The sequence below is a fragment of the Bacillus sp. JS genome, from assembly GCF_000259365.1.
Lineage (GTDB): Bacteria > Bacillota > Bacilli > Bacillales > Bacillaceae > Bacillus > Bacillus stercoris.
Genome location: NC_017743.1, coordinates 2341202 through 2353652, shown reverse-complemented (window position 1 = coordinate 2353652; position 12451 = coordinate 2341202). Strand labels below are relative to the sequence as shown.

Annotated in this window: 16 protein-coding genes; 14 read left to right on the top strand and 2 right to left on the bottom strand. The window is 44.1% G+C overall.

All coding sequences use genetic code 11. The features are described from left to right. The first annotated feature begins 2 nt into the window (after positions 1–2). The 13 genes from MY9_RS11790 to lysA all read left to right on the top strand — a co-directional run bounded on the left by MY9_RS11790 (position 3) and on the right by lysA (position 10295). On the top strand, positions 3–818 hold the full coding sequence (locus MY9_RS11790; RefSeq protein WP_014664481.1) for a purine nucleoside phosphorylase I, inosine and guanosine-specific: 816 nt from the start codon (positions 3–5) through the stop codon (positions 816–818). A gap of 154 nt (positions 819–972) precedes the next feature. Then, a complete protein-coding gene (dacF, locus tag MY9_RS11785) occupies positions 973–2142 on the top strand; it encodes a D-alanyl-D-alanine carboxypeptidase DacF (protein WP_014664480.1) in 1170 nt (389 codons plus the stop codon). 99 nt (positions 2143–2241) lie between these two features. Then, positions 2242–2595: an anti-sigma F factor antagonist gene (spoIIAA, locus tag MY9_RS11780; RefSeq protein ID WP_014664479.1), complete on the top strand. Its 354-nt coding sequence runs from the start codon at positions 2242–2244 to the stop codon at positions 2593–2595. Beyond that, complete coding sequence (gene spoIIAB / locus MY9_RS11775; protein ID WP_014664478.1) at positions 2592–3032, top strand: anti-sigma F factor; 441 nt, start codon at positions 2592–2594, stop codon at positions 3030–3032. The genes spoIIAA and spoIIAB overlap by 4 nt, the downstream gene beginning before the upstream one ends. A gap of 11 nt (positions 3033–3043) precedes the next feature. Then, a complete protein-coding gene (gene sigF, locus MY9_RS11770; protein ID WP_003230458.1) occupies positions 3044–3811 on the top strand; it encodes an RNA polymerase sporulation sigma factor SigF in 768 nt (255 codons plus the stop codon). Between the two features lie 126 nt (positions 3812–3937). After that, positions 3938–4558, top strand: coding sequence for a stage V sporulation protein SpoVAA (gene spoVAA / locus MY9_RS11765; RefSeq protein WP_041521368.1), 621 nt, complete (start codon positions 3938–3940; stop codon positions 4556–4558). Beyond that, positions 4548–4973, top strand: a complete 426-nt coding sequence (gene spoVAB / locus MY9_RS11760; protein ID WP_003230463.1) for a stage V sporulation protein SpoVAB — start codon at positions 4548–4550, stop codon at positions 4971–4973. The genes spoVAA and spoVAB overlap by 11 nt, the downstream gene beginning before the upstream one ends. Positions 4974–4985: 12 nt before the next feature. Next, positions 4986–5438: a stage V sporulation protein AC gene (spoVAC, locus tag MY9_RS11755; RefSeq protein ID WP_003223947.1), complete on the top strand. Its 453-nt coding sequence runs from the start codon at positions 4986–4988 to the stop codon at positions 5436–5438. 12 nt (positions 5439–5450) lie between these two features. Next, entirely contained in the window at positions 5451–6467 is a 1017-nt protein-coding gene (spoVAD, locus tag MY9_RS11750) for a stage V sporulation protein AD (protein WP_014664476.1), read from the top strand. Position 6468: 1 nt separating this feature from the next. Continuing rightward, on the top strand, positions 6469–6819 hold the full coding sequence (gene spoVAE, locus MY9_RS11745; protein WP_014664475.1) for a stage V sporulation protein AE: 351 nt from the start codon (positions 6469–6471) through the stop codon (positions 6817–6819). 7 nt (positions 6820–6826) lie between these two features. Beyond that, the gene (spoVAEA, locus tag MY9_RS11740; RefSeq protein WP_014664474.1) at positions 6827–7438 is read left to right on the top strand and encodes a stage V sporulation protein SpoVABEA; all 612 of its coding nucleotides are present in this window, start codon (positions 6827–6829) and stop codon (positions 7436–7438) included. Further along, complete coding sequence (spoVAF, locus tag MY9_RS11735; protein WP_014664473.1) at positions 7389–8870, top strand: spore germination protein SpoVAF; 1482 nt, start codon at positions 7389–7391, stop codon at positions 8868–8870. The genes spoVAEA and spoVAF overlap by 50 nt, the downstream gene beginning before the upstream one ends. Before the next feature lie 105 nt (positions 8871–8975). Next, positions 8976–10295 (top strand): diaminopimelate decarboxylase, encoded by a 1320-nt coding sequence (lysA, locus tag MY9_RS11730; protein ID WP_014664472.1) that lies wholly within the window; start codon positions 8976–8978, stop codon positions 10293–10295. Positions 10296–10323: 28 nt separating this feature from the next. On the opposite strand, the gene MY9_RS11725 is transcribed toward lysA, so the two are convergent. Beyond that, a complete protein-coding gene (locus MY9_RS11725; protein WP_009967658.1) occupies positions 10324–11196 on the bottom strand; it encodes a DUF1002 domain-containing protein in 873 nt (290 codons plus the stop codon). A gap of 257 nt (positions 11197–11453) precedes the next feature. Between MY9_RS11725 and MY9_RS11720 the strand changes: the two genes are divergently transcribed. Next, positions 11454–11885, top strand: a complete 432-nt coding sequence (locus MY9_RS11720) for a peptidylprolyl isomerase (RefSeq protein ID WP_003223931.1) — start codon at positions 11454–11456, stop codon at positions 11883–11885. Positions 11886–12023: 138 nt separating this feature from the next. Here MY9_RS11720 and MY9_RS11715 read toward each other — a convergent pair whose 3' ends face one another. Then, on the bottom strand, positions 12024–12236 hold the full coding sequence (locus tag MY9_RS11715) for a spore germination protein (protein ID WP_014664471.1): 213 nt from the start codon (positions 12234–12236) through the stop codon (positions 12024–12026). Positions 12237–12451: the final 215 nt, after the last annotated feature.

The following is a 12451-nucleotide window of genomic DNA, read 5'->3' as shown; positions in this document are numbered from 1 at the left end:
TCTTGAAGGACAGAATTGAACGCGCAGCCGCTTTTATTAAACAAAACCTGCCGGAATCTCCGAAGATCGGCCTTATTTTAGGCTCAGGTCTTGGCATTTTGGCGAACGAAATCGAAAATCCGGTCAAGCTGAAATATGAAGACATACCTGAATTCCCGGTATCTACTGTTGAAGGGCATGCGGGACAGCTTGTGCTGGGCACTCTTGAAGGAGTTTCCGTCATTGCAATGCAAGGCCGCTTTCATTTCTATGAAGGCTACTCAATGGAGAAAGTGACATTCCCAGTACGCGTGATGAAAGCGCTCGGCGTGGAGGCATTGATCGTGACAAATGCCGCAGGCGGTGTCAACACTGAATTCCGTGCGGGAGACTTAATGATTATTACCGATCATATCAACTTTATGGGGACAAACCCGTTAATCGGGCCAAACGAAGCTGATTTCGGCGCCAGATTTCCAGATATGTCTTCAGCCTATGACAAAGAGCTATCCAGCTTGGCTGAAAAGATTGCGAAAGACCTTAATATTCCAATTCAAAAAGGCGTGTATACTGCTGTGACAGGACCTTCTTACGAAACACCGGCAGAAGTCCGTTTCTTAAGAACGATGGGCTCTGATGCAGTCGGCATGTCTACTGTTCCGGAAGTCATTGTGGCGAATCATGCGGGAATGCGGGTTCTCGGCATTTCCTGCATCTCTAACGCGGCAGCCGGAATTCTGGATCAGCCTTTAAGTCACGATGAAGTAATGGAAGTGACTGAAAAAGTAAAAGCTGGATTTTTGAAGCTTGTTAAAGCGGTCGTCGCTCAATACGAATAAAAAAGAATCAAAGCAGGACCAAAAGACAGCTGTGTCGGATATCACACAGCTGTCTTTTTTTGTGCCCAAAATTCGAAACATTTTCCATCAGTGGCGTATAAAACCATCCCGCTTGGAAAAAATAAAAAGGATTATGAAATGGAGGGCTTTTGAGATGAAACGTCTTTTATCCACTTTGTTGATTGGTATAATGCTGCTTACATTTGCACCGTCTGCATTTGCAAAACAAGACGGAAAACGCACATCGGAGCTTGCTCATGAAGCGAAGTCTGCGGTGCTGATAGAACGTGACACGGGAAAAGTGCTTTACAACAAGAACAGTAATGAGAGACTGGCGCCTGCAAGCATGACGAAAATTATGACGATGCTTTTGATTATGGAAGCTTTAGATAAAGGCAAAATCAAAATGAGTGATAAGGTCCGTACAAGCGAGCATGCGGCGTCAATGGGCGGCTCACAGATCTTCCTTGAGCCCGGCGAAGAAATGACTGTCAAAGAAATGCTGAAGGGTATCGCAATCGCTTCAGGAAATGACGCTTCTGTAGCCATGGCTGAATTTATTTCCGGCTCTGAAGAAGAATTTGTGCAGAAAATGAACAAAAAAGCAAAAGAGCTGGGATTGAAAAATACATCCTTCAAAAACCCGACCGGATTGACAGAGGAAGGACATTACAGCTCTGCTTATGACATGGCAATCATGGCTAAGGAATTATTGAAATACGAATCAATTACGAAGTTTACCGGCACGTATGAAGATTACCTGCGTGAAAATACAGATAAAAAGTTTTGGCTTGTGAATACGAATCGCCTGATCAAGTTTTACCCTGGTGTAGACGGCGTCAAAACAGGCTATACAGGTGAAGCGAAATATTGTCTGACTGCTTCGGCTAAAAAAGGGAACATGCGGGCCATCGCAGTTGTATTTGGAGCGAGCACACCTAAAGAAAGAAACGCGCAAGTGACAAAGATGCTTGATTTCGCCTTTAGTCAATATGAAACGCATCCTTTATATAAACGAAATGAAACAGTAGCAAAAGTAAAGGTCAAAAAAGGGAAACAAAAATTGATCGAACTCACTACATCTGAGCCGATTTCAATATTGACGAAAAAAGGCGAGGATATGAACAATGTGAAGAAAGAAATTAAGATGAAGGACAATATCAGTGCTCCGATTCAAAAAGGCCAAGAGCTTGGCACTCTTGTTCTGAAAAAGGATGGAGAAGTACTCGCTGAAAGTCCAGTTGCTGCAAAAGAAGATATGAAGAAAGCCGGGTTTATCACATTCTTGAAGCGGACGATGGGAGACTGGACAAAATTTAAGTAATTATGCCGAATGACCACTAGTTTTGTCACGGTGAAGGAATTCATTCCGTCGAAATCGAAACACTCATTATATATCCGATCATATCAAGGAGGAATGAGCATGAGCCTTGGAATTGACATGCATGTCAAAGAATCTGTGCTTTGTATTCGATTAACAGGCGAACTCGATCACCATACGGCTGAAACCCTGAAACAAAAAGTGACTCAATCATTGGAGAAGGATGATATTCGCCATATCGTGCTGAACCTAGAGGACCTTACCTTTATGGACAGCTCGGGGCTTGGCGTCATTTTAGGAAGATACAAGCAAATTAAGCAAATTGGCGGAGAAATGGTCGTTTGCGCTATCTCTCCTGCGGTGAAGCGGTTGTTTGATATGTCAGGTCTGTTTAAAATTATCCGATTTGAACAATCTGAGCAGAAGGCTCTGCTTACACTGGGGGTGGCATCATGAAAAATGAAATGCACCTTGAGTTTTCTGCCCTCAGCCAGAATGAATCATTCGCCCGTGTGACAGTTGCTTCATTTATAGCCCAGCTGGACCCGACAATGGATGAATTGACTGAAATCAAAACAGTCGTGTCAGAGGCTGTCACGAATGCGATTATCCATGGATATGAAGAAAACTGTGACGGAAAAGTTTACATTTCTGTAACGCTGGAGGATCATGTCGTATATATGACCATTCGTGATGAAGGCTTGGGCATAACAGATCTTGAAGAAGCCCGCCAGCCTTTATTCACGACTAAGCCTGAGCTTGAGCGTTCTGGAATGGGCTTTACCATTATGGAAAATTTCATGGATGATGTCAGTATCGATTCATCGCCTGAAATGGGAACAACGATTCGCTTAACAAAGCACTTATCAAAAAGCAAAGCGCTTTGTAATTAAGGAGATTTGTTATGGATGTGGAGGTTAAGAAAAACGGCAAAAACGCTCAGCTGAAGGATCATGAAGTAAAGGAGTTAATCAAACAAAGCCAAAATGGCGACCAGCAGGCAAGAGACCTCCTCATAGAAAAAAACATGCGTCTTGTTTGGTCTGTCGTACAGCGGTTTTTAAACAGAGGATATGAGCCTGACGATCTCTTCCAGATCGGCTGCATCGGGCTGTTAAAATCTGTTGACAAATTTGATTTAACCTATGATGTGCGTTTTTCAACGTATGCAGTGCCTATGATTATCGGAGAAATCCAGCGGTTTATCCGTGATGACGGAACCGTAAAAGTATCAAGGTCATTAAAAGAGCTCGGAAACAAAATTCGGCGCGCCAAGGATGAGCTTTCGAAAACACTGGGCAGAGTGCCGACGGTGCAGGAGATCGCAGACCATTTGGAGATTGAAGCAGAAGACGTTGTACTGGCCCAAGAGGCGGTAAGGGCTCCATCTTCAATCCACGAAACCGTTTATGAAAATGACGGAGATCCGATTACCCTGCTTGATCAAATCGCTGACAACTCAGAAGAAAAATGGTTTGACAAAATTGCGCTGAAAGAAGCGATCAGCGATTTGGAGGAAAGGGAAAAACTAATCGTTTATCTCAGATATTATAAGGACCAGACACAGTCCGAGGTGGCTGAACGGCTCGGGATCTCTCAAGTACAGGTTTCCAGGCTTGAAAAGAAAATATTAAAACAGATCAAGGTTCAAATGGATCATACGGATGGCTAGTCTGCAGTGCAGGCTAGCTTTTTTGTGTGCAAAAGCGTGGTAATTTATGGTCTTTTCGAGCGGATGAATGAGAACAAAATCGAACCACATACTACATATATAACCACCGAAAGATGGTGATCAATGATGGAACGACGAATATTTATCCGGCTTCGCCACCGGGTGCTGGCACATCCAGGGGATATGATTACCGTTGGAGATGCCGCACAGATAGAAGGGCAGCTTCAGCTGAAAAAGAAACTTTCGGCTATGCCGCTTTATCAAGTGAGCGAAAAAGATAAAAATATCGTAATTCTGGATATCATACAGGTCCTCAAAGCCATTCACTTACAAGATCCGACACTTGATGTTCAAACAGTAGGCGGAGCAGAAGCCATTGTTGAAATTCAGTATCGAAAACGGAAATTATCAACGGTTCTGTTTATCGGTGTCTGGCTGCTTCTGTTTATCGGATCGTGTCTTGCCATCATGAACTTTCATGAGGATGTAAGCATGAGAGATGTTCATATCGCACTATATGAAATCATAACCGGAGAGAGGAATGACTATCCATATTTGCTTCAAATCCCATACAGCATCGGTTTGGGACTGGGGATGATCGTGTTTTTCAACCACATATTTAAAAAGCGCCTAAATGAAGAGCCCAGCCCGCTGGAGGTTGAGATGTTTAACTATCAGCTTGATCTCGATCAATATGTGGCCATGCACGAGAATCAAGAAACCATAAAGGATCTGCATGATCGTTAGTGTATTGTTCATTATTTTTGTCGGGCTCGGCGGAGGCATAACGGTGGGGGCAGGTTTCGTTGCTTTTTTAACCGTAATGGGGATCATTCCGCGGCTGATGCAGCTCACCAAAACAATGAGATTTGTCCAGGCTTATGAAGCGGCTGTTATTCTTGGCGCGGTTTGCGGGGGATGGGAGACGCTTCATATGAATCATCTTTATCTGACAAAATGGATAGCTGTGCCGGTCGGACTTCTGGCAGGTTTGTTTGTCGGGATGCTAGCGGCTGCCCTTACAGAGGTTTTAAATGTCCTGCCGATTTTGGCAAAACGAATCGGGCTCAGAAGTAAAATCATTATTCTGTTAATGGCCATCGTGATTGGGAAAATCGCGGGATCTTTATTTCATTGGCTGTACTTTATTGACCATTCATAAGGAGGTTTCAAGATGACAAACATTAAAGAAAATTACAAATCAAAAGTAAAAACATATCAGCCTAAGCCGCCTTACGTCTGGAACTGTGTAAAAGCCTTTTTGGTGGGCGGGCTGATTTGTGCAATCGGGCAAGGTCTGCAAAATTTCTACATCCATTTTTTTGATTTTAATGAAAAAACTGCAGGAAATCCAACGGCTGCAACGCTGATATTAATTTCTGCCCTGCTTACAGGGTTCGGCATCTATGACAGAATCGGACAATTCGCAGGCGCCGGTTCAGCCGTACCTGTCACAGGATTTGCCAACAGCATGGCAAGCGCCGCACTTGAATATAAAAGCGAAGGGTTAGTGCTTGGGGTAGCGACTAATATGTTTAAACTGGCAGGAAATGTAATTGTTTTCGGGGTTGTGGCTGCATACATCGTTGGAATGATTCGGTTTGCTTTTGAGAAACTGATGTCATAGGAGGAGAAGATAATGAAATTAACAGGAAAGCAAACCTGGGTATTTGAACATCCCTTATTTGTGAACTCAGCGGGAACGGCAGCAGGACCAAAGGAAAAAGACGGACCGCTCGGCTCTCTATTTGATAAAACCTATGACGAAATGCATTGCAATCAAAAAAGCTGGGAAATGGCGGAACGGCAGCTAATGGAAGACGCTGTAAATGTTGCGCTTCAAAAAAACAATCTGACAAAAGATGATATTGATCTATTGCTGGCAGGCGACTTGCTGAACCAAAACGTGACGGCTAACTACGTGGCAAGACATTTAAAAATCCCGTTTCTTTGTATGTTTGGCGCTTGTTCAACATCAATGGAAACAGTGGCTGTCGCGTCAGCGTTAGTTGACGGCGGGTTTGCCAAAAGGGCACTCGCTGCCACCAGCAGTCACAATGCAACAGCGGAAAGACAGTTTCGCTATCCGACAGAATACGGAGGCCAAAAACCGGACACTGCCACTTCTACTGTAACCGGAAGCGGCGCAGTTGTCATCAGTCAGACACCGAGTGATATTCAAATCACAAGTGCGACTGTCGGAAAGGTTTCTGATTTAGGAATTACAGATCCTTTTGATATGGGATCGGCCATGGCTCCGGCTGCAGCTGATACAATTAAGCAGCACTTTAAAGATCTAAACCGGACAGCGGATGACTACGATCTTATCCTGACAGGTGACCTGTCAGGCGTCGGTTCTCCAATCGTAAAAGATCTCTTAAAAGAAGATGGTTATCCAGTCGGCACAAAGCATGATGATTGCGGGCTTCTGATTTATACCCCAGATCAGCAGGTCTTTGCCGGGGGGAGCGGCTGTGCTTGTTCAGCGGTTGTCACCTACTCTCATATTTTTAAGCAGCTGAGAGAAGGAAAATTAAACCGTGTATTTGTCGTGGCGACCGGTGCGCTGTTAAGCCCGACGATGATCCAGCAAAAAGAAAGCATCCCGACTATCGCCCACGGGGTTGTATTTGAGCGTGCAGGAGGTGCATCTTAACATGGATTATCTTTTGGCTTTTGTATGTGGCGGTGCCATTTGTATCGTCGGCCAGCTGCTTTTGGACATTTTCAAATTGACGCCAGCTCATGTCATGACAACATTCGTTGTAATCGGTGCCATATTAGATGGTTTCGGCATTTACGATAAATTTATTGAATTTGCCGGAGGAGGCGCCACCGTTCCGATCGTCAGCTTTGGTCACAGTCTTTTGCACGGTGCCATGCATCAGGCGCATATACACGGATTTATCGGAATCGGCATGGGAATTTTTGAGCTGACATCTGCCGGTATCTCAGCCGCCATTCTCTTCGCTTTTATCGTAGCTGTTATTTTCAAACCGAAAGGATAATGCCGACATGACAACAAAACGCAAGGTCATACTGGTAACAGACGGGGATGTGTATGCCGCTAAAACAATTGAATACGCCGCAAGAAAAGTAGGCGGCCGATGTATTTCACAATCGAAAGGAAACCCCTCCACCCGCAGCGGCGCCGAGCTCGTCAAGCTGATCGCCTCAGCACCGTATGATCCTGTTTTTGTCATGTTTGACGACTCCGGCCTTCAAGGAGAGGGTCCGGGAGAAGCCGCTCTGACCTATGTCGCGACCCATCCGTCTATTGAAGTGCTCGGTGTGATTGCGGTCGCGTCAAAAACACATCAGGCTGAATGGACCAGGGTCGATGTAAGCATTGACCGCAATGGAGAAGTAACTGAATATGGCGTCGATAAAGTCGGGGAAAGAGAATTTGATGACCACAGAATGAGTGGAGATACTGTCTATTGCCTTGATAAACTTGATCTCCCGCTTATTGTCGGTATCGGGGATATTGGGAAAATGGGCAGAAAAGACGATATCTCAAAAGGGTCGCCAATCACCATGAAAGCGGTCGAGTTTATTTTAGAAAGGAGCGGGTATCATGCCGGACCACAAGGAAGAGAAAATTCGGGTTTATCGGAATCCAGCTAAAAATGAAGAGTACTTCAAAAAACGTGTCGGGATGGGGACAAGCTATGATGTAGGTGTTCGCAAGCTCATTATTTTAGACAAAGAGATCCAGCTTTACTATCTAAATGGATTATGCGATACGGCTTATATTATTCATTTAATGAGAGAGCTTGTTGCCATTAACAATCGGAAAGAAGATCCTGATGAGCTGGTCGATATTGTCGAAAACAGATTGCTTAACGCCCAGGTCGAAAAAGTAAAAACCTTGGATGAAACCACCGACCAAGTGCTGTCCGGGCTCGTCGCAGTCATTGTTGAAGGCGCAGGCTTCGCGTTTATCATTGATGTCAGGAGCTATCCGGGCAGAAATCCGGAAGAACCAGATACGGAAAAGGTAGTCAGGGGAGCCAGAGACGGATTTGTTGAAAATATCGTCGTCAATACGGCCCTTCTTAGAAGGCGGATCAGAGACGAACGCCTTCGAGTCAAGATGACGAAAGTTGGCGAGCGGTCAAAGACGGATTTAAGCATTTGTTATATAGAAGATATAGCTGATCCGGATCTGGTTGAGATCGTGGAAAAGGAAGTTGCTTCCATTGATGTCGATGGATTAACAATGGCCGACAAAACTGTCGAGGAATTCATTGTTAATCAAAACTATAATCCTTTTCCGCTCGTGCGCTACACAGAAAGACCGGATGTGGCCGCGAATCATGTTCTTGAGGGCCATGTTGTCATTATAGTGGATACATCGCCTAGTGTGATCATTACCCCGACGACTTTATTTCACCACGTGCAGCATGCGGAAGAATATAGGCAGGCGCCTTCAGTCGGGACCTTTTTAAGATGGGTCAGATTTTTCGGTATTCTTGCTTCTACTTTATTTCTTCCAATCTGGTTTCTCTTTGTGCTCCAGCCTGATCTGCTTCCGGACAATATGAAATTTATCGGTTTAAATAAAGATACACATATCCCGATCATCCTGCAGATATTTTTAGCTGACTTAGGAATCGAGTTTCTCAGAATGGCTGCCATTCACACACCGACAGCTTTATCGACAGCAATGGGTTTAATTGCGGCTGTTCTGATCGGGCAGATTGCAATTGAAGTCGGCCTTTTTTCGCCTGAGGTGATTCTGTACGTCTCACTTGCGGCGATTGGAACCTTTACGACGCCTAGTTATGAATTAAGCTTGGCAAACAAAATGAGCCGCCTTGTCCTCATGATACTCGTTGCCTTATTTCATATAAAAGGGCTCGTTATTGGATTTACAGTGCTAATTATTGCCATGGCAAGCATCAAATCCCTTCAGACACCGTACTTATGGCCGCTGATTCCCTTTAACGGAAAGGCGCTGTGGCAGGTTCTTGTCCGCACAGCGAAACCTGGCGCAAAAGTTAGGCCCAGTATCGTTCACCCCAAAAATCGCTTAAGACAGCCTACCAATTCATAATCGCATTGAAACTGACTGAAGAGTATGATAATGTATGTCTTAATTATGAAGGGACAGTCCATAAAACTGTCCTTTCATCCATAAGCGGAGAAAGAGGGAATGACATTGTTCTTACACGGCACAAGCAGACAAAATCAACATGGTCATTTAGAAATCGGAGGTGTGGATGCTCTCTATTTAGCGGAGAAATATGGTACACCTCTTTACGTATATGATGTGGCTTTAATACGTGAGCGTGCTAAAAGCTTTAAGCAGGCTTTTATTTCCGCAGGGCTGAAAGCACAGGTGGCATATGCGAGCAAAGCATTCTCATCAGTTGCAATGATTCAGCTCGCTGAGGAAGAGGGACTTTCTTTAGATGTCGTATCCGGAGGAGAGCTTTATACGGCTGTTGCGGCAGGCTTTCCGGCAGAACGCATTCACTTTCATGGAAACAATAAAAGCAGGGAAGAACTGCGGATGGCGCTTGAGCACCGTATCGGCTGCATTGTGGTGGATAATTTCTATGAAATTGCGCTACTTGAAGACCTATGTAAAGAAACGGGACACTCCATCGATGTTCTGCTTCGGATCACGCCTGGAGTAGAAGCGCATACGCATGACTACATTACGACGGGACAAGAAGATTCAAAGTTTGGTTTCGATCTTCATAACGGACAAACTGAACGGGCGATTGAACAAGTATTACAATCGGAACACATTCAGCTGCTGGGTGTCCATTGCCATATCGGATCGCAAATTTTTGATACGGCCGGTTTTGTGTTAGCAGCAGAAAAAATCTTCAAAAAACTAGACGAGTGGAGAGATTCATACTCATTTGTATCCAAGGTGTTGAATCTAGGAGGAGGTTTCGGCATCCGTTATACGGAAGAGGATGAACCGCTTCACGCCACTGAATACGTCGAAAAAATTATCGAAGCTGTGAAAGAAAATGCTTCCCGTTACGGTTTTGATATCCCGGAAATTTGGATCGAACCAGGTCGTTCTCTCGTAGGAGACGCAGGCACAACCCTTTATACGGTTGGCTCACAAAAAGAAGTGCCGGGTGTCCGCCAGTATGTGGCAGTAGACGGAGGCATGAACGACAATATTCGTCCTGCGCTTTACCAAGCTAAATATGAAGCTGCGACAGCCAATCGGATCGGAGAAGCGCATGACAAAACGGTATCGATTGCTGGAAAGTGCTGTGAAAGCGGAGATATGCTGATTTGGGATATTGACCTGCCGGAAGTAAAAGAAGGTGATCTTCTTGCCGTTTTTTGTACAGGCGCTTACGGATACAGCATGGCCAACAATTATAACCGTATTCCGAGACCTGCCGTTGTATTTGTCGAAAACGGTGAGGCTCATTTAGTCGTGAAGCGAGAAACATACGAAGATATTGTAAAACTTGATCTGCCATTTAAAAGGAGTGTAAAGCAATAAAAAAAGCGCCGATTTTTCGGCGCTTTTCTTATTTGAAGATAGATACAATCGCATTCCAGATAGATACGAAGAAATCAATGACTTTCTGGATGAAGTTTTTGCCTTCATCTGACTCTATGAATTTCGTAATCTTATCTTTCGCTTTATCAAGCTGGTCACTGACCTGTCCCCAGTCAATGTCAGCGTTTTTCATCTTATTGAATAGGGAGACAAGCTGATTCTTTTGGCTGTCTGTAAGTGTGACGTTTAAATCAGAAGCTGCGTCGTCCACTTGTTTTTCGATGTCAGCTTTATTATCAGGCACACCGTTTTTAGCAAACTCTTCTTTGATTTTTGCAATCAGGGCTGCCGCATTTTCGTTACCAATTTTGTCTCCAAGCTCTGATGTCGTGACAAGCTCTTGGTTGGCGACTTGCTTAACATCCTCCGAGATCGCTTCGTCGGAAGAAACCTCATACGCCTTAATCAATCCGGTTAAAGCCGCAGTCCCGGATACTTCAAACGGCGCTGTAACATACACCTTTGCATCTTTAACACCGGCTGTCATCAGCGCATTCAGGTACATTTCATCTGTAATGCCGCTGATATTATGTGTCTCAACATTCAATCCAGAGCCTTTTTTGGCAATCGTTATGGACGATGAAGAAATCGCTCTTGATCCGATTTGCGCGTTCGATATATATTTTCCTAAATATTCATGTTCTTCCTTATTGGTCACGGTTACCGTTGTGGCATTATCAGGGACATTCATTTCATCAAGCACTTTTTGTTTGTCGGATTCTGACAAATCAGCACCAAGTGTTACAATGACATCTCCAACTGCGGCATCCGCGAGACTGACCTTCGGAACCATCAGCAGCAAAACGGCCGCTGCCAGCATTCCAATCCAAATTTTCTTCAAAGCAGTTTGACCTCCTTCAACTTCACTTGCAGCTGGCTAGAGCTGCTTTGTGAGGACCTGAATCATAATGAAAATACAGTTCCGTTAGGTTAGACGGAGATAAAGAGATTCAGGTTTCATTTTTATTTTTTAGTAAAGCCGGGAGATTCGTTTTCCCCCGAAAGGTGTGGTATAATAGCCGCGACAAGGAGAGACAGGCTATAACCTATCATACATAATCTCCTTTGAAAATTAAAATAAAGAAAGTAGGCATACAATTGAAAACAGGTTACTTTTTATTAGAAGACGGCAACAAAATTGAATTTGAACTTTACCCTGAAGCTGCACCGGGTACTGTCGCAAACTTTGAAAAGCTTGCGAACGAAGGCTTTTATGACGGCCTTACATTCCACCGAGTGATTCCTGGCTTCGTCAGCCAAGGCGGCTGCCCGCATGGAACTGGTACTGGCGGTCCAGGATACACAATCAAATGTGAAACAGAAGGAAACCCGCATACACATGAGGCGGGCGCACTTTCTATGGCACATGCCGGAAAAGACACTGGCGGCAGCCAATTTTTCATCGTTCATGAGCCACAGCCTCATTTGAACGGTGTTCACACTGTATTCGGTAAAGTAACAAGCGGATTAGAATTCGCGAAAAACATGTCTAACGGCGATGTCATGAAAGAAGTTCGCGTAGAAGGCTAATCGGCAGGCAAAAGGCTTCCTCTTAGAGAGGAAGCTTTTTTGTTGGCCAAAAATGGTCAATAAAAAACCGCCGAATGCTGATGGCGGTTGGTAAACCAGGTGTTAAGGAAGGAGTTTCTCAATCCCTAAATAAATACATTAAAAAGTTTTGGTAACGTTCTGATCAGTAAATTGATGATTAATCATTTTAGCCTTGCTTACGAAGTTATTTTCAAAAACAATACCTGTGTTTAAACCTCCGGAGCCAAACACAGATTTGGACAAAGTTAATGGCCTGATCATAAAAGCGCCGCCTACGTTAACTACGCCGTTGCCGGAAATGTTGTTTATATTAATAGGATAATCAATCATACCATCTAATCTCCTTTCATCTTATTCTACTTTTTATATGTATTAGTGCTAGAGTCAATAAGCATAAACTTATTGGTAAAAATATTTAAATGAAGCCTCTTTTTTTCGGTTTTTGAAAAATGTGCATAAAAAAGAGCTTCTTTAAAGCTTCCCGAAACCCAAGTATTTGTCTGTGCTTTTATTCTCTCTGAAAATGGTGGCTTTTCTAGATAATG